Source organism: Pseudomonas sp. DG56-2, assembly GCF_004803755.1.
Taxonomy (GTDB): Bacteria; Pseudomonadota; Gammaproteobacteria; order Pseudomonadales; family Pseudomonadaceae; genus Aquipseudomonas; species Aquipseudomonas auratipiscis.
Genome location: NZ_CP032311.1, coordinates 3505538 through 3523441, shown reverse-complemented (window position 1 = coordinate 3523441; position 17904 = coordinate 3505538). Strand labels below are relative to the sequence as shown.

The following is a 17904-nucleotide window of genomic DNA, read 5'->3' as shown; positions in this document are numbered from 1 at the left end:
GACTTGGGACATTCAGAATGTCGGACGCTCATAACACATCGCTGGAAAACGTAGTGGACAAAGCAGTCGCCGAGGGCGGTGCCTACGAGGTTCTGCATAAACGGCTTCGCCAACATGGTCAGCGCCTGCAGCAATTGACCGAGGCCCTTAATGGCCAGCGTCTGGCTGAGTTCGGCAATACTCAGATGAACGCCATTGGCAGGGTGCGCATCCGTACCGAAAACAATTGCATCGCCCGCGACATCGTCCAGGTTGGGGAGTGCCTGTTGTTCGGCTACAACGTGTTCATCGGTTTAAAACGCGAAACCAATGTCGCCGACGTGTTCTCCCTCTACCGTCTGGTGGCAGCTGAAGAAGGCTATGAAGCTCAACCGGTGCCGCTGGAGGGCAGCTTCCTCGCCCAAACCAGTTTCGTCGCCGACTTCAATGAACTGTATACCTATTACAAGAACACGCGCTTGCTGCAACTGGCCATCCGTGACGGCAGGTTGTTGGCTAGTTTCCAGATCGGTGAGCGGATCAGCGACATCCGTGTGTTCCGCTGGTCGATCTCCAGTGACGGCAACAACCTCCGTTACATCGACAACCGCGGTGAGCGTGATATCGCGCTGCCGGCGCCGTTTGATTTCGAATGGCAGAAGACTTCCCGCGAGGGGGTTGTCATGGGGCGCCATCCGCATATGAACATTCTCGACACGGTGTTCGTCGAAACCCTCGGCGGCGACCTGACCATCAAAGTCGAGAACAACACCGAGGACGGCCAGGGTATCTACCGCGAAGCGGTGGTGGACAAGACCCAGTCGCTGGACGATGCGCAAATCGAGTATGTCCGTCTTGGCAGCCTGATTCTGCTCAAGGTGTTGCCGTACCGCGAGGAGCAGTGGCGCTACCTGGTATTCAACAGCCTGAGCCGCCAGGTCGAGCGCATCGACGCCATCGGTCTTGCCTGCGTGCAGTTGCCGGAAGATCACGGCATCATCTTTCCCGGCGGTTACTACCTGCAGAGCGGCGAATACAAGACCTTTGAACAGCCCATGGACGGCATGCGCTTCAAGCGTTCGGTAAGCTCGCCTAACGGGGAAGACGTGCAGTACATCTTCTACCACCCGGAGGAAGGTCGTTCGGCGCTGTTCACCTACAACAAGATCAACCGCCAGTTGCACCATCCTATCTTCGGCCATGGCTACGCACGCCTGGAAGACGGGCGCATGGTGATCTTTAGCGCCGAGGGCAGCGAGCCGACCCGCATCCACCCGATGCAGATCTGGCAGACCCCGTTCGAAAGCGAGGAGTATGCTGACCGCCAGCCGGCGCGCAGCGGTTTCTTCGGGCGTATCGGCAATGCTGAGCTGGTGCGCGGCGTGTCCGACCTACTCAATCTCAGTCGCGAGATCGACAGCCGCGATGTGTCAGTGGCGCGCTACACCCAGCTGTGCCAGAACACCCGGCGCCTGTTCGATATCTATCATTGGTTGGGCGACACCCAGTGCGCCGAGTTGGCGCCGCTGCTGCGTGAGGTGGCTGCGACCTCCGAGCGAGTGCTCGACGAGTTCGAAAAGGTCGAAAGCATTCGCCAACAGTCCACTCGGGCCATGGCCGAGGCGCAGTCGCGACAGAAAAATCTGCTGTCCGGCTTGCTGCCCGACAGCTGGGATGAGGTGCAGCATTTCGTCGACGCGCTCAATGCCATTACCTCACAGCGCGGTCAATTGCTGACCATCCGCGATTATCGCTATATCGACGTCGCAAGCATTGATGCCATGGAAGCCGATTTGCTCCAGGCACAGGAGCGTGTGGCCAGCGCCACCTCGGCCTTTCTGGCCAGCGAAGTGGCGCTGCAGCCTTACCTGCTGCGCCTGGCAGAATTGGATGCTTGGGCCCAGAAGGCTGAGACCGTTACCGAACTGAACGAGCCGTTGGCTCAGATGCAGGACATCGCCGCAAACCTGGATATGCTGTCCAGTCTGATGGCGTCGCTGAAGATCGATGACGCCACCCAGCGCACCCACATCGTCGAATCGATTTCCGAGGTTTACGCACGCCTCAACCAAGCCAAGGCACGCGCCGAGCAACGGCGCAAGGGCTTGGGTTCGGCCGAGACGGTCGCGCAGTTCGGCGCCCAGTTCAAGCTGTTCGGCCAAGGCATCACCAACGCGCTGGCACAGGCGTCGGATCCGGAGCGCTGCGACGAACAATTGTCGCGCCTGCTGGTGCAATTGGAAGAGCTGGAAAGTCAGTTCGGTGATGAGGAACAGTTTCTCGGCGATATACTCAGTAAGCGCGAAGAATTGCTGGAAACCTTTGAGACGCACAAGCAGAGGCTGCTTGACGAGCGCCAGCGTCGCGCCCAAGGGGTGCTCGACGCTGCCCTGCGTATTCTCGACAGCCTGGGCCGGCGCACCGCGCGCCTCCCCGAGATGCAATCATTGAACGCCTTCTTTGCCGCCGACCCGCTTATCCTGAAGTTGCGCGAGATGGCTGAGCGCCTGCGCGAGCTCAAGGACAGCGTCAAGGCCGACGACGTCGAAGCGCGTCTGAAGGCTGCCCGCGATCAGGCGGTGCGGTCCCTGCGCGACAAGAGCGAGTTGTTCGAAGAGGGCGGCAATGTCATCAAGCTGGGCCCGCGCCACCGCTTCAGCGTCAATACCCAAGAGCTCGACCTGACGTTGCTGCCGCGCGCCGATGGACTGTACCTGCACCTGACCGGAACCGACTTCCTCGAACCGCTGCGCGATGAAGCCATGGAAAGCTTGCGTGACTACTGGCAAGTGTCGCTGGAGTCGGAGTCGCCGTCGCTGTACCGCGCCGAGTATCTGGCAGGGCTGGCTCTGGACGCTGCCCTTGGTGGGCGCGAAGGACTTAGTCTCGATCTGCTCAAGACGCATTTGGCGCAGCCGGATGCCCTGACCCGGTTGATCCGTGATTTCGCCGCGCCGCGTTACAAGGATGCCTACGAGAAAGGCATCCACGACCACGACGCGGCGCTGATTCTTACCCAACTGCTGGCGCTGCGCGAGAGCGCCGGCCTGCTGCGATACACACCCGCGGCGAGAGGCTTTGCCGCGTTGTTCTGGAACCGCTGTGGCGAGGGCATCGAGGCCGAGCTGTGGCCCGAACGTGCCCGCAGCAGCCTGCAGCTGCGCGAGCTGTTTGCCAGCAGCGATGGCGTGCTGCGGCTACAGGAAGAAATCGGTGCAGCGATGCTGAGCTTCCTTGGCCAGCATTCGCTGCCGATAGGCCTGGCACAGCGCCAGGCTGCGGCGGCCTACCTGGTTGAGGAACTGGCGGCCAAGTCGATCGAGTTCACGTTCAGCAAATACGCCCGACAATTGCTCGACTGTCTGCAACTGCGCCTGCAGGCCAACCATATGTGGGACGACTATCGCGAGGCGCTGGACAACTTGCGTGGCCGCACGCTGCAACGCTGGGCGCTGGTGCAGTCCTGGCTCGAGGGTCTTTGCGCCAAGGACGAGACGCTCACCGGGCTGGCCGAGTATATTCCCGAAGCCGTTGCCATCAGCCTGCTGGACGATAAATTCCCGCGTCGCTTCACCGAGGTCGATCTGCGTTTGGGCGTTGGCGGTTTGCTCGGTGAGCATCCGCGTGTGCAGGGCGGTGCGCTGGTGCTGGCTATCGATGACTACTTCGTTCGCCTGCAACAGCACCGCAACGAATTCGTGCCGCAACTGCAGCGCTATCAGGCGCTGCGCCAGGAAGTGATCAACCGCGAGCGTCAGGCCCTCCGCCTGGCCGAGTTCAAGCCGCGGCCGTTGTCGTCGTTCGTTCGCAACAAACTGATCAATGATGTGTATCTAGGCTTTATCGGCGATAACCTGAGCAAGCAGATGGGCACCGCTGGCGAGAACAAACGCACTGATCTTATGGGGCTGCTGATGCTTATCTCGCCGCCCGGCTACGGCAAGACCACGCTGATGGAATACGTTGCTCATCGCCTGGGTCTGATATTCATGAAAATCAATGGCCCGGCGCTGGGACACGAGGTGCGTTCGGTGGATCCGGCGCAGGCACCCGACGCCACATCGCGCCAGGAGTTGGAAAAACTCAACCTGGCGCTGGAAATGGGCAACAACGTGATGCTTTACGTCGACGACATCCAGCACACCCACCCGGAGTTCCTGCAGAAATTCATCTCGCTGTGTGACGGAACCCGGCGTATCGAAGGTGTGTGGAAAGGCAGGACCAAGACCTACGACATGCGCGGCAAAAAGTTTTGCGTGGTGATGTCGGGCAACCCTTACACCGAGTCTGGTGATGTGTTCAAAATTCCCGACATGCTTGCCAACCGTGCCGACATCTACAATCTCGGGGACACCTTGGGCGGAGTGCAGGAAGCCTTCGACTTAAGCTATATCGAGAACGCCCTGACCTCCAATCCTGTATTGGCACCACTGGCCACTCGCGACATGGCCGATGTCTACCGTTTAGTGGACAAGGCTGAGGGTAAACCCTTCTCAGCGAGCGAGTTATCGCACACCTACAGTGCCGCCGAGATCAACGAAATCAGCGTCACACTGCAGCGCTTGATGCAGGTGCGCAACGTGGTCGGCCGGGTCAATCAGCAGTACATCGTCAGCGCTGCGCAGGCCGATAGCTACCGCTGCGAGCCAGCGTTCAAGCTGCAGGGCAGTTACCGCAACATGAACAAGATGGCGGAGAAAATCAGCTCAGCCATGAATGACGCAGAGCTGTCGCAACTGATCGATGATCACTACCAGGGCGAATCGCAACTGCTCACCACGGGTGCTGAGGAAAACCTGCTTAAACTTGCCGAACTGCGCGGCAACCAGACCCCCGAGCAGGCTGAGCGCTGGGCACAGATCAAGCGCGACTTCATGCGCAACAAGGCCATGGCTGGCAGTGGCAGCGACGTGGGTGGCCGGGTGGTTGCGCAGCTCAATGACTTGGTCGAGAGCGTACGTGGTTTGGTGGCCGTTAAACAAAAGTCGAAAATTTGAACGCCTCGGATAACGCGCTGCCAACCCTATATCAATCCCAGGGAGAAGCAGCCATGGCAGATGTCGTTATCTATTTCTGGATATTCGTTGCAGCAATCATCGTGCTCGTCGATCTGTGGGCGATCATCAGCGTTTTCCGTAGTGATAAGTCAGATGGCGTTAAAGTCCTGTGGTTTCTAGGCATCGTTATTTTCCCCGTTCTGGGGCTGATTGCCTGGGCGCTGTTCGGCCCTCGCGGAATCAAACCCGGCACGGGGCCGAGTTCACCCGAGCACAGTAAAGGCTGACGTCGTAAAGGTTACCCCGCTATCAACAATAAGCCCGCTTACGCGGGCTTATCGAGAAAGACAGTTCAGGCCCCGACAGCAATCCCAGACATGGACTTCTTGAGCTCAGCTTTCATCGCTTCCATCTGCATTCCGATTTCATCGAGTTTTGCCTTGCCGAGTATCTTCTTGGCTTTAGGAAACATTTCTTTCTCCTCTTCTTCGATGTGATGCTCGAGGAGTTCCTTGACGACCTTCACGCGCCCGGCAAATTCGGGTGTGCCCGGATCAGTCTGCTGCAGGTCCGGCAGCACCAATGAGTCGACAGTACGGTGCTCCTCCTTGGCTTCAAAGTACATGACATCTTCTTCTCTGCTCCCGGCGGCTTTGAAAGCGGGATACAAGATTTGCTCTTCCAGCTGGGTATGGATCGCGACTTCCATTTCCAGCTTGGCAAGCAAGTCAGTGCGCTTCTTGATGCCGCGCTCGGTTGATTCACTCAACGCTTCAAGAATCGTCTTCACGCGTTTGTGGTCTTCTTTCAACAGCTCGATAGCATTCATCATCGTCTCCTCGGGATTCGATTCGCATCAACGAAGGTGCCGATGCCGGTTAAACAACCCTGAGACCCACGCAGCATTTGTGCCTACCGTTTGATAATAATTAATCCTGAAAAATCAATTGCTTGGATTAGTGTAGTGGCGACTTGCTTCGTGCAAGCTGCCCGATACGCTTTTTCCCTATTGCAAACAGCAAGGTCCGTTCGCCCTCGAAGACAGAGCCCACATCATTGCAAGGGTAAGCGATGGACCTCGAAGCCGGGGTCTGTTGCAGCTTTGGGCCTAAGTGCCTTGCGCAGCGCCTGGGACAAGAATGACCTTGCGACATTCATCTTCTTTTTTATCGAATATTTTGTAGCCTTGGGCTGCCTCTTCCAACGCCAACCGATGGGTGACTATCAGTTCAGGTTGCAAGCGGCCAGCTTCAATGTGCTCCAGTAACGTCGGCAGATATTTCTGCACATGGGTCTGGCCCATCTTGAACGTCAGACCCTTGTCGAAGGCATCGCCGAACATGAAGGCATGAATGAACCCCGCGTAGACGCCTGGCACGCTGACCACACCGCCGCGGCGAACGGCGGCGATACTCTGGCGTAGAGCTTTGCCGCTGCTGCCTTCGATCTTAAGGGCTGCGAGGACGGTTTCGGTTGTACTGCCTTTGGCTTCGAAGCCAACTGCGTCGATCACCGCGTCGACGCCGCGCATTCCCGGCGTCTGGCGAATGATGGTATCGGCGGGATCGTCGTCTTGTTCAAAGTTGATGGCAATGACGCCATAGGTGTCGCGGGCATAGGCCAGTCGATAATCGTTGTCATCGACCATGAAAATCGTCTGTGCGCCAAGCATCTTCGCGCATGCGGCGCTGAGTAGGCCAACGGGGCCGGCACCATAGATGGCAAGTGAGGAACCTTGGCCAATTTCGGCGTTGAGTACCGCCTGCCAGGCGGTCGGAAGGATATCCGAGAGAAACAACACTTTATCGTCGGTCAGTGCTGCGGGCACCTTGAACGGTCCGACATTGGCTTTTGGTACCCTTACTAATTCAGCCTGGCCGCCAGGAATGCCGCCGTACAGATGGCTGTAGCCAAACAACGCCGCACCTGGCGGGATACTCTTCTTATTGATAATCGAGCCGCGTCCCGTATTGGTGGTTTCACAGGCGGCAAACAGCTCATGTTGACAAAAAAAGCAGCTGCCGCAGGCAATGACGAAAGGAATAACCACCCGATCACCGCGGGTCAATTCGGTCACGGCACTGCCAGTGTCCTCCACTATTCCCATGAACTCATGGCCGAAGATGTCGCCATGTTCGGTAGACGGGATCTTGCCTCGATACAGGTGCAGGTCCGATCCACAGATTGCGGTAGCGGTCACTCGAAGGATGATGTCGTCAGGCTCTTGGAGCGCGGGGTCGGCAACGGTATCCACCCTGACATCGTGTGCACCGTGGTAGGTCAATGCTCGCATGGGCTGTACTCCTCAAAATGGATTTTTGGGCATCTTTAGAGAGGAAGCCGAGCTGCCTGGCAAAGTTCAAACGAATGTTCAGCTTGAGGGCGCACACAGGGCTTGGCACAAGGCAATGAGGAAGTCGGATCAAGCCTTTTCAATACAGGGGGGCGCTTGTCATTCGAGATCAGTGCTGTATAGAATGCGATAAATTCGCAAATGCACTGTTATATCAAGTAGGGATTTCTAGTGTCTTCACAGCCTGTCTCACCGTCAGCGCAGGCTGATATCCACACGCTTTACCTCGATCATCACGCTTGGTTGGTTGGCTGGTTACGCACGCGGCTGCGTCAGGGAGATAACGCTGCCGATCTGGCTCAAGACACCTTTGTGAACATATTGGGCAAACCTGAACGGCTACAGGATTTGCGCCAGCCTAGGGCGTGGCTAAGTACTGTTGCACGGGCTTTGATGATCGACCGTGCTCGTCGCCAGCGCGTTGAACGGGCCTACCTCGACGCTGTTGCCGGTTTACCTGATGCCGAAACCCCATCACCCGAGACTCAATTTATCCTGCTGGAAACCCTCACCAGGATCGATGCATTGCTCGACGGTTTGCCGCCTAAAGTGCGCTCCGCGTTTCTGCTTTCGCGACTGGAAGGGCTGGGCTACAAAGAGATCGCCATACATCTGGGGGTGAGTTTGAGATCGGTGGAAGGGTATATGGCAAAGGCCATCCGCCACTGCTACCTCGCGACGCTATGAGCGCAGATGGTCGTCCGGAGTTGCCTGACGAGGTTCTCGATCAGGCGATTGCCTGGAAGGTTCGGCTGCAGTCAGGCGACGCCGATGATCGCGTACGTCAGGGGTGCTTGCAGTGGCGACAGGCGCGGCCTGTTCATGAGGCCGCCTGGCAAGCCTTGCAAGCCAGTGAGTCCGCGTTTCATGGCCTTGCAACGCTCTCAGGTGCCAGCGGCGGTGTCGCTTTGGATACCCTGGAGCGTATGCAACGCGGACGCATTGGTCGCCGTCGGTTGCTGCAGGTCGTCGGCGGTGGTCTGGTAATGGGAGGCATGGGTTGGGAGGTGCATAGGGGAGCGCTTGCTCCCTGGAACTCGGATTACACCACTCAAGTCGGCGAGCGTCGCAGCTTTGTACTCGCTGACGGCACTCGGCTGCAGATCAATACTTCCAGTGCGGTCGATGTAGCCTTCAGTCAACACAAGCGCATGTTCACGCTTCAGCGTGGCGAGATATTTATCGACACTGGTGCGGACGATGGTGCCCCTGGGGGGCGACGTAGCTTTTGGGTTCAGACCCCTCAGGCAAGTTTAGAGGCGCTCGGCACCGCGTTTGCCGTGCGCCAGGAGCAAGACCAGACCCGCCTTAGGGTTGAGGAACATGCGGTGGTCATCCATCACGCCGTGGCGCGGCAACGCGTTGAGGCGGGCGAGGAATATGTGATTACAGCCAACGGACTGAGCAAAGTGACGGCTACCGACATGGATGCCAGCGCCTGGACCAGGGGCCAGTTGGTCGCCAGCCGTATGCGTATGCGCGACTTGGTCGCCGAGTTTGCGCGCTATCAGCGTGGCTGGATCAGCTGTGACCGGCAGATCGCCAATGTCGAGGTGTCGGGAGTCTTCCAGCTGGATGACATCGATCGGGCGCTCAATGCCCTCGGCGACTCCCTGCCGGTTCGGATCGAGCGCTTCACCTCGCTGTGGAGGAGGGTGGTTGCACGTTAAGTGTGAGCTGAAAAATGCGGTATGGCATTGCGGGTTTTTCTGAGCTCTTCGGCAAATAAGAAAAACCACTCGCCAACCGAAAGGAGCTCGCGTTTCATGTCATCTGCTTCCTCCCAACCACCCCATTTGCCTCGAACCCGTCTTGCGCTCGCGCTGCGCGGGGTGCTGTTCACCAGCACCACAGCCATGACCCTGTTCATTCCGCCAGCCTATGCCGAGCAGGCCCAAGTACATCGCTACGATCTGCCGGCCGGTACGCTTGAACAGTCGCTCAACGCCTTTGCCCAGACTGCAGGGATAAATTTGCCGTTCAATCCCGGGATGGTCCAGGGCAAGCGCGCGCCTGCGCTGCGAGGTGAGTACGCGGTTGCGCAAGGTCTTGAGATTCTGCTCAATGGTTCTGGTCTTGCCGCTAGCCGCACTGCTGCTGGCAATTGGATGCTGTATCAGTTGATGGATGCCGGCGCTGCGCTGGAACTCGATACCACCATGATCAGCGGGCAGGGGATGGGCCAGGCAACCGAGAACTCGGGTTCATACACGACGGGTTTGGTCAGCGCCGGTTCGAAGACGCCGACAAGCTTGAAAAATACGCCGCAGAGTGTGTCGGTGGTCAGCCAACAGTTAATCGAAGATTTGCGCATGGTTGATCTGAGCGATGCCCTTAAGCGCGCGCCTGGCATCACGGTGAAAAATTCGAATTACCGATTGCCGCAGTTTTTATCGCGCGGTTTCCCCATCGACAACATTCAGATCGATGGCGCCTCGCCCATGGACATCGGTTCGGGTATCGGCACGTTCTACGCCAATAAAACCTACGATATGGCCGAGTTCGACCACATAGAGATTTTGCGTGGGGCATCTGGGCTGTTTGGTGGAACCGGCGATCCCGGTGGCATCATCAACGCTGTGCGAAAGCGCCCGTTGGATTACAACCAACTGAAAATAAACACCTCCGCCGGCTCCTGGGACAACTACCGCAGCGAAATCGATGTCACCGGTCCAATCGCTTTCGATGGTCGCCTGCGTGGGCGTGTGGTGACGGCTTACACCGACCGCCAGTACTTTTATGACAACCGCAGCACCGACAAGCCATTTATTTACGCGGTACTCGAAGCTGACCTTACCGATAGCGCCCGGGTGACCGTCGGCGGGCGTTATGAGCGGATCCATGAAAACGGTACCGGAGACGGTCTGCCACGCTACAGCACCGGCAAGGATCTCAAACTAGGGCGGAGCACGTGGTACACCCCGAACTGGGCGTACAGCGATAACGCTTCGCAGGAGTGGTTCGTCAAGTACGATCAGGACTTGGGCGAGACGTGGAAGCTTAACGTCAGTTTCACCAATACCTATGACAAGACCGAGGCCAAAAGCGCGTTTCTTTGGGGGGCGCCGGATCCAGAGACGATGCAAGGCGCCACGTGGGGTGGCAGCTTCATCAAGTCGTGGAGCGAGCAGTCGCTGTTCGATGCAAACGTTTCCGGCACGTTCTCGGCCTTCGGTCGTGAGCATGAGTTGTTGGTTGGTGCCGATGCGCAAAAGGTCACAAGTCGCTGGCGTGCGACTGGGGGCATGACCGATATCATTCCCATAGATGTCTACAATCCGAATGCCACGCCGCTGGGCCCCGATGCAATTGGCGATGACTTGACCCGTGACTACAGCCCGAACACCCGCAAGCAGTACGGGTTGTACTCGACGCTGCGCCTGCAGCTGACTGACCCGCTGCAACTAATCGTTGGTGCCCGCGCTCAGCGCTACAAATATGAGCAGAAGTACCAGACGGTAAACGCCAAAACTGGCGCGTGGGAGGCCCAACCTGGAATCGACTATCGCGAGCCCACCAAGATGGTACCGTTCGGCGGGCTGGTCTACGCCCTGGATGAGCAGTGGTCGGCATATGCAAGCTACTCGGAGATATTCAAACCCCAGGCTCAGCGTCGCGAGGGGCCTGTCACGTCCGGCAAGACAGTAGAACCCATGGTGGGTAAAACCTATGAAACGGGCTTGAAAGGTGAGTTGTTCAACAGTTCTCTGAACGTATCTGCAGCGCTGTTTTACACCCAGCGCGAGCACGAGGCGGTATTGGACCCAGCTCACACAGGGCAGTCGGTACTATACGGTGGCAGTTGCTGTTATTTGCCGCAAGGGGAGGTGGTCAGCAAGGGTGTCGACCTGGAGGCCAGCGGTGAACTGCTACCCGGTCTGATGGTAATGGGCGGCTATACCTACACCAATACACGAAACCGAGAGACCAGCAAGGCGTTCAGCAGTGTGACGCCTAAACATCTGGCCAAGCTCTGGGCGGTCTATACCTTGCCTGACAGGATGTCCCAGTGGAAAGTCGGGGGAGGTGTAACAGCGCAAAGCGCCAATTTTGTCAGTGGTGAATCCTACCGCCTGGACAGCAAGGGCAATCCCTACAGTACAACCCCATTCGACTTCAGCCAGGGCGGCTACGCCGTATGGGACACGATGGTGGAATACCAGTTGGATGAACACTGGACCGTCGCGCTCAATGGCAACAACCTGTTCGATCGCAAATACTTCGAGACCGTCAACACGGCGGAGTACGGTAACTACTATGGAGCGCCGCGCAACTACATGCTGACGTTGCGTGGCCAATTTTGAAGTTGCTGGTCGGGTGCAAGCCTGTTGTTTGCGTTAACAGCGCCTCACCCAATAGGCTGACTGCTCTGTGATTCGGTTGCCAAGGATAAATATAGCTAACTTGAATATGGCGTTGTTATCAACGAACTATCATTTAGAAGCACAATGATATTTCGTTATCCAGCAGTGTCTTACAATTAGAAAGGGCTTATATCATCCGAGCTATCCATTAGTTTTTGTTGGGGGTCGGAGGTGCCGCATGAAAAGCTTAAGGACGGCCGCCCACGGAGTGATATCGTCGTTTGTTGTCATTGTTTTACTGTCCGGTTGTGCACACAACCCGGATGTCCGTATTGGACATGACCAGATTTCTGGGAGCATCGCGAAAGGCCAGCCAGATTATTTAGGATGTGTTCAAAAGGAGCTTGGAGGCAGTTCAAGCACTCACGTGCAGAAGGGAGACAATACGCTCAAGCTGTTCGTTAATAGTACCGACCCAAACCAAGCCTCAGGCCTTGTTGAGGTTTATGGTGCAGGCAACCAACATCAGTACGCTGCTTATCAGCGAGATGCCTGGTATGACCATGGAAAGCTTCTAGATGCAGCCTACGTGTGCTCAAGAACATAAAGGGTGGTTGAAAAGGCACTACCAGCATACCGCGGTGAGCTGTTGAACTCTCAATGAAAGATAACCGGGCGCCGGGGTGGAGCGCGGTGCAGCAGCTTGGAGGCCCGGCCCAGCGCTGGGCCTTTCTGTGAACGTTAAAATGATCTGCATCCTTTTATTGGCCGATTGTCTGGCTGCGCTGTGAATGCTGCTTGTTGCCCTTGAACATCGCGACACGTTGGCTATCTTGGTATTTGTCACAAGCTCAACAGACGGTTGCAGGAGGGCTGTATGAGAACACGCGGAGACGTTTTCTGGTCTTGGGCAGACCCTACGCTTCACAGTCGAACCCATGATGAAACCCTTGATGACGGTACTTACATCGAGGTGCAGGTAAGGTTGTCGCGTACCGGTACTACGCAGATGTTTATTGGTGTGTATGCAGCTTCCGGCATGGCGTTGCAGGAGGAGGCTTTTGATTCGCGCCCTGGCGAGTCGATGACCAGGGCCTTGGCCTGGGGAGTAGGTCGGGCCCGTCAGGTTGCCGCAGATGGCGCTTCTACAGACGACAGAATAACCGGCTCGATGTAAGCCTGGATGGCGTTAGAAAGCCCGCTGAAGCGGGCTTCTCCCTGGGGTGTCCAAGCGTTCAGGGTGCAGCGGCGCGCAGTCTTATGCCGTTCATTTCCACTTGTTGACCAATGGCGAATTCTTCACGCGGTGAACGCACTGTTTTTACTTCGCCAGTACTGCTTCTCACCGTGTAGCTTCGTCCTTGCTGGCCGGTGGCAGACTGCACGCCCGACCCGACCAACAGCCCGACGCCAGCCCCCACCAACGCACCTATGGGGCCACCTGCCGCTCCTCCTACCAGCAATCCTGTGCCTGCTCCAAATCCTGCGCCAACTGTTGTGTCACCTTCCTGGGAAATCAAATCTGTGACACGCCATCATCAGACGGTTGTTCTGCGTCCTGCACGTTGCTGATCGAAACGGGTGCATTGGTGAACATAACGTTGTAGGTGCTCAGGTCGTTGTCGTTACGCTGCGATTCGATAGACAGTTTCTGACCTTTCCACAGAAGCACTTCGTTATCGAACATGGTGCCAGACCGGGTTTTGACCAAGTTGGTTTTGCTGTGCGACGGTGGGCCGTAATCGGTACGGAGCATTTCGGCAACCAAGGCACTGCTATTGGAAGGGCCGGTAAAAACCAGTTTTTCGATTTTGCCGTTGGACAGCTGGGCAACAAGTTGATAACCGAGTAGCACGCGGCGGGAGTTCGCGCCCTGGATCAGGTACTGGTCGGGTGTATCGGTATTCACGCGGCATAACGTTTGCGTTGTTACCGGTGCGGTCGGGCATTCTTCCACGTCTTTCAGAAAGTCTCCCTGCAGATCTACGCCCATGAAGGAGGTAGGTTCCTGCGCCCAAGGGGAGAGCTGCACGGCATCGGCTGCCAGTGCACAGGAAGGAATGAGAATTCCTGACATCACGAGTTGGAGAGCGTTCATGAGATCGTCCTTGATGGAGCTATGCTCGATGCAAGCAGGGCGCTTAGAGGGAAAGTGAGTTTGATGGAAGTCATACGATGTTGAGTGTCATTGGCCGCATTCAAGTTGAAAACGGGTTATGTAAGAAAATTCGCGGCAATTAGGCCATAGATCGTGCAAATTTTCAGCATATTCGCGAATCTCCAATGCAACTGAATATCAGTTGCATTGGAGATAGCATTATACACATCCGTTCTTGGGCATCCCGCGAATTTTTGCCGCTGATCATCGGCATTTACGCGCCACTGGATGAGCGGCACCAGAGCGCGCCGCTTAGTGCTTTGGGTTAGGTTGGTAGCAGGTATGTCGGGCGGACAATCGGGATCGAGCTGTCCTCCGCATTTAGGCGAGCGCAATGGAGCATTGCTTCATCCTTGCCTTGATAACTGGGTTTTAGCCTGATTTTTTCCTGGTTGTCATAGATATCAAAACCACCAGGCACGGTCGTGGCGTAGAAACGGGTGCCAGCGCGGAAGGATTCCTGCTCTATCGGCACTGCCGGAACGATAACGAATCTTGATTGCATTTTTTATGCCTCCCCAGGCAGACATCTAACTATTAGCCATCCTTTTGAGTGGCTGCAACAAAGCTTCAAGCGAGGCGACCAGAGGTATGAAAGCGCTTTTGTCCTTCAGGTTTTTAGTCAACGGAGTGGGGGTGTTACCGTTGGTCTTAATGACACTAATTACGGTAATGCAAACTATTCTCAAGGCCGATGTCGTCGTGTAATCTCCCCGGCGCTTGGACGGCAACCCAGTTTTGTTGCCCTTATCAGTGCTACGTGGGGATGGAGATGGATGACAAAAAAGGGGCTGTTGCGATTCTGCAATGGCGTGCTCGTTTCCTGGGGGAGGGTGTTCTTCAGGAAGCGGCCTACGACCAGGCATTGATGGCTGCCGAGCGCCTGGAGCGGTCGGGATCGGTGAGCGCCAGTGAGTGGCTGGACATGGTTCGCCAGGCCAATGCAGCGTTGCTGCGCCACTAATAAGCGCAGCAGTGGATGAGCAAGTGGCCTGCCACTTGTCGCCGAATTGGTCGGTATTGCCGACGGCCTCAACCCTTACATTGCCAGCATTCCCAATCAACACGGAGTGTTCGAGCAATGACCAGTGATCACAATACGATAATTGTAAGAGCGGTTAACCCTGACGATTACGAACAGTGGCTAGGGGTGTGGCTGGCGTATCAGGATTTCTACGAGGTGGCCTTCGAGGACGCGGTTACGGAACGTACCTTCAATCGCTTTCTCGACCCTGACGAGCCAATGGTCTCGGCGGTGGCTGTGAGGGCGGGTGAGGTTGTCGGGCTGGTGAACGCAGTACTGCACCGTTCGACGTGGTCGTCGGCAGATTTCTGTTACCTGGAAGACTTGTATGTTCTGCCTTCAGTTCGTGGAGGGGGCGTTGGCAAGGCGTTGATCGAGTGGGTGCAGGCTTTTGCCCGTCAACAGCAGTGTGGGCGGCTGTACTGGCATACCCACCATAGCAACAAGCAGGCTCAGAAGTTATACGACTGGGTTGCACAGAATGCCGGCTCACTCGAATACCGGATGACGCTGTAACTCAAGTCATTACCCACGTTATTAATGACAAGAGCGCAGCCAGCAGCGTGCCCAGTACTGCGCAGTATTCAATCTTGGAGTGCTGCGCGTGCAGGCGCACGTCCTCCAAGTACTGGGCTTGGGAGGGAGCATAGGGATTGTGTCGCAGGTCTTCGGCAAGATGCTGAAGTCGAGAATCGATAATGGCGCCGACGGCATAGTAGGTTGCCGCGTGACTGATGATAAGAATCAGCAGGTATTTCATAGCGCCCCCCTGGCGTTGACGACTGCAAGGCCCTGGCTTATATAAGCATCCCTTTGTACCAAAAGCACAATTGCAGGAACTGATGATGCACGACGAGCTGGATATTCACGAACCTGAGCACGATCATTTGCTCGATCATGAGTTCTACGAAAGCGATCCTGAGCATCAGGATGAAGTTGATCCATTGTTTGACCCCCAGGACGACGAACCTGTCGACGTCCTGGATGAGGTTGATTGGGACGAAGGTGTCGATCCCCTGGACGATCTGTAGGTCAGGGGCGTCGCGCTAACGCCCGTCTACCGAGAATCTACCCGCGCCGGTCACCGCCAGCAGTAGCAAGCCTCCACAGATACTCAGGTTCTTGAAAAACTGCACGCTGTTTGCTGCTCGCTCCGGATCGACCATGTTCCAGAATGGATGGCCGATCAATGCGGTTCCCACCACGAACAAAGCGAATAGAAACGCCAATGGGCGAGTGAAAAAGCCCACGATCAGCACAATAGCGACGAAAAATTCCATGACCACCGCAACCGCTGCTGCGACGACGGGCATGGGCGCACCCAGGGAAGCCAGGTAATTCACCGTACCCTCGAAGCCTGTGAGTTTGCTCCAGCCAGACATGACGAACAGAATCATCAACAAGATACGTGCCAGCAAAATGATTACATCACGCTGGTTATCGAACAGGGTATAGCGCATGGCCGCCTTCCTTTGTGATAGGGCCATTTTACCTTAGCAGTTGGTTGCCGCCACTGCGTCAGTGGAGCGGTGGTGCAGATAGCAAAAAGGCGCCTTGCAGGCGCCTTTTCTCAAAAGATGGTGCGAGTGGCGGGACTCGAACCCGCAAGGCTCACGCCGGCAGATTTTAAGTCTGCTGTGTATACCAATTCCACCACACTCGCAAGTTTGACAGGGTCCGGAAACCGGGGCGTGCGCCCTGGAGAAAATGTATTTCCTCCACAATCAAGCGAGCTTTATAACTCATCGTTATATTTGCGTCAACTGCACGCAGGTGGCTGGTACGGCCTTTACAGGCGCATGGGCGACCAGTTGCCCATCCTTTGAATTCAATCTGTGTCTATCTTTTCAAGGAGAAATACCCTCCTGCTGGAATTGCGCGTAGTGTTGGCTGTCTATGCTTGAATACATCTGCAGTTTGCATGGGGTTGCTATGAGTTCTCCTGATCACTCGAATTTGCACACCATGCAGGCCAGTCTCTACGAACAACTGGTGCAGGCGGTGGTGGATTACGCCATCTATATGCTCGATCTTGAAGGTCGGGTTGTGTCGTGGAACGCAGGTGCCCAGCGGATCAAGGGCTGGGACGCGCAGGAAATTATCGGCAAGCATTTCTCGCTATTTTTTACCGAAGAAGATCGCGTCAATGGCAAGCCTGCTTTCCTGCTCGAGCGTGCCATTCGCACGGGTGTCGCCCAGGATGAGGGCTGGCGTGTGCGCAAAGATGGCACGCGTTTCTGGGCCCTGGCAGCGCTGGATGTGATTCGCTCCCCGGGGGGCGAAATCATCGGGCTGGCAAAGATTACCCGTGACATCACTGATCGGCGCGAGGCCGCCCTGCAACTTGATGCCATGCGCGCGCAGTTGTTTCAGGCACAGAAGCTTGAAGCCCTCGGCCTGTTGACCGGAGGCATGGCGCATGACTTCAACAATTTGCTGACCATCATCATCGGTTCGGCAAAACTGGCCCTGACCAGTCGCGACCCACAACGCAGCCAACGTTTACTGGAGCATATTCTCGATGCTGGCGAGCGTGGCACGCAGATGACTCAGCAATTGCTCAGCTTTGCCCGCTTTAAAGTGCTCAAGTCAGGCAAGGTGCAGGTGCCGGTTCTGATCGAGTCGATTTGCACGTTACTCGCCCATGCGTTGCCTGAAAATGTCGAGCTGCAAATACAGTTGGAGCCAGAGCTGCAGGACATCGAGGTCGACGGTGGACAACTGCAGATGGTTCTGCTCAATTTGATTCTCAACGCCCGTGATGCAGTAGAAAGCGATGGAGTGATTCGTTTGTTGGGGCGTAATTGCCAACTCGAGGGCGAGATCGAAAATCTGTATGGTGCGTTCGTGCAACTGGACGTCATTGACAATGGCAGGGGGATCTCCCCCAGCGTGTTGCCGCGGATCTTCGAGCCTTTTTTCACCACCAAGGCCTTCGGCAAGGGGACTGGGTTGGGGTTGAGCCAGGTCTACGGATTCGTTAAGCAGAGCAACGGTGCCGTGACCGTCGCCAGTGTGCCGCAAGAGGGCACATGCATGACCTTGTATCTACCGGTTTTTCAGCCAGTCATTGTTACGTCGAACTGAAC

Annotated in this window: 15 protein-coding genes, 1 tRNA gene and 1 pseudogene; 10 read left to right on the top strand and 7 right to left on the bottom strand. The window is 56.4% G+C overall.

The features are described 5' to 3' along the window. Positions 1-17 precede the first annotated feature (17 nt). Positions 18-4961, top strand: a pseudogene (locus tag D3Z90_RS15770) (DNA repair ATPase); the annotation flags it as partial. A gap of 68 nt (positions 4962-5029) precedes the next feature. After that, a complete protein-coding gene (locus D3Z90_RS15765; RefSeq protein WP_136476953.1) occupies positions 5030-5263 on the top strand; it encodes a PLD nuclease N-terminal domain-containing protein in 234 nt (77 codons plus the stop codon). A gap of 65 nt (positions 5264-5328) precedes the next feature. On the opposite strand, the gene D3Z90_RS15760 is transcribed toward D3Z90_RS15765, so the two are convergent. Together D3Z90_RS15760 and D3Z90_RS15755 are read right to left on the bottom strand one after the other, a co-directional pair. Then, positions 5329-5805 (bottom strand): hemerythrin domain-containing protein, encoded by a 477-nt coding sequence (locus D3Z90_RS15760; RefSeq protein WP_136476952.1) that lies wholly within the window; start codon positions 5803-5805, stop codon positions 5329-5331. A 279-nt stretch (positions 5806-6084) separates the two neighbouring features. Further along, complete coding sequence (locus tag D3Z90_RS15755) at positions 6085-7269, bottom strand: zinc-dependent alcohol dehydrogenase (protein WP_136476951.1); 1185 nt, start codon at positions 7267-7269, stop codon at positions 6085-6087. A 231-nt stretch (positions 7270-7500) separates the two neighbouring features. On the opposite strand from D3Z90_RS15755, the gene D3Z90_RS15750 reads away from it, so the two are divergent. The 4 genes from D3Z90_RS15750 (at position 7501) to D3Z90_RS15730 (ending at position 12810) form a co-directional block, all read left to right on the top strand. After that, positions 7501-8016, top strand: coding sequence for a sigma-70 family RNA polymerase sigma factor (locus D3Z90_RS15750; RefSeq protein WP_136476950.1), 516 nt, complete (start codon positions 7501-7503; stop codon positions 8014-8016). Beyond that, positions 8013-8999, top strand: coding sequence for a FecR domain-containing protein (locus tag D3Z90_RS15745; RefSeq protein ID WP_136476949.1), 987 nt, complete (start codon positions 8013-8015; stop codon positions 8997-8999). The genes D3Z90_RS15750 and D3Z90_RS15745 overlap by 4 nt, the downstream gene beginning before the upstream one ends. A gap of 96 nt (positions 9000-9095) precedes the next feature. Beyond that, entirely contained in the window at positions 9096-11633 is a 2538-nt protein-coding gene (locus D3Z90_RS15740) for a TonB-dependent siderophore receptor (RefSeq protein WP_136476948.1), read from the top strand. Between the two features lie 877 nt (positions 11634-12510). Beyond that, positions 12511-12810 carry a hypothetical protein gene (locus tag D3Z90_RS15730; RefSeq protein ID WP_136476946.1) on the top strand — a complete coding sequence of 100 codons (300 nt, stop codon included), beginning with the start codon at positions 12511-12513 and terminating at the stop codon, positions 12808-12810. 339 nt (positions 12811-13149) lie between these two features. Here D3Z90_RS15730 and D3Z90_RS15720 read toward each other — a convergent pair whose 3' ends face one another. Together D3Z90_RS15720 and D3Z90_RS15715 are read right to left on the bottom strand one after the other, a co-directional pair. After that, complete coding sequence (locus tag D3Z90_RS15720; RefSeq protein ID WP_136476944.1) at positions 13150-13731, bottom strand: hypothetical protein; 582 nt, start codon at positions 13729-13731, stop codon at positions 13150-13152. Positions 13732-14056: 325 nt separating this feature from the next. Next, the gene (locus D3Z90_RS15715) at positions 14057-14296 is read right to left on the bottom strand and encodes a hypothetical protein (RefSeq protein WP_136476943.1); all 240 of its coding nucleotides are present in this window, start codon (positions 14294-14296) and stop codon (positions 14057-14059) included. 267 nt (positions 14297-14563) lie between these two features. Between D3Z90_RS15715 and D3Z90_RS15710 the strand changes: the two genes are divergently transcribed. Next, a complete protein-coding gene (locus D3Z90_RS15710; protein WP_136476942.1) occupies positions 14564-14755 on the top strand; it encodes a hypothetical protein in 192 nt (63 codons plus the stop codon). A gap of 117 nt (positions 14756-14872) precedes the next feature. Continuing rightward, positions 14873-15331 (top strand): GNAT family N-acetyltransferase, encoded by a 459-nt coding sequence (locus D3Z90_RS15705; protein WP_136476941.1) that lies wholly within the window; start codon positions 14873-14875, stop codon positions 15329-15331. A gap of 1 nt (position 15332) precedes the next feature. On the opposite strand, the gene D3Z90_RS15700 is transcribed toward D3Z90_RS15705, so the two are convergent. Further along, positions 15333-15575, bottom strand: a complete 243-nt coding sequence (locus D3Z90_RS15700) for a hypothetical protein (RefSeq protein WP_136476940.1) — start codon at positions 15573-15575, stop codon at positions 15333-15335. Between the two features lie 82 nt (positions 15576-15657). Between D3Z90_RS15700 and D3Z90_RS15695 the strand changes: the two genes are divergently transcribed. Further along, entirely contained in the window at positions 15658-15846 is a 189-nt protein-coding gene (locus D3Z90_RS15695; protein WP_256658223.1) for a hypothetical protein, read from the top strand. A 15-nt stretch (positions 15847-15861) separates the two neighbouring features. Here D3Z90_RS15695 and D3Z90_RS15690 read toward each other — a convergent pair whose 3' ends face one another. Then, a complete protein-coding gene (locus D3Z90_RS15690; protein ID WP_136476938.1) occupies positions 15862-16275 on the bottom strand; it encodes a DoxX family protein in 414 nt (137 codons plus the stop codon). Positions 16276-16393: 118 nt separating this feature from the next. Next, positions 16394-16478, bottom strand: a tRNA-Leu gene (locus D3Z90_RS15685). A gap of 269 nt (positions 16479-16747) precedes the next feature. Here D3Z90_RS15685 and D3Z90_RS15680 point away from each other — a divergent pair. Continuing rightward, positions 16748-17902: a nitrogen regulation protein NR(II) gene (locus D3Z90_RS15680; protein WP_256658222.1), complete on the top strand. Its 1155-nt coding sequence runs from the start codon at positions 16748-16750 to the stop codon at positions 17900-17902. Positions 17903-17904 lie beyond the last annotated feature (2 nt).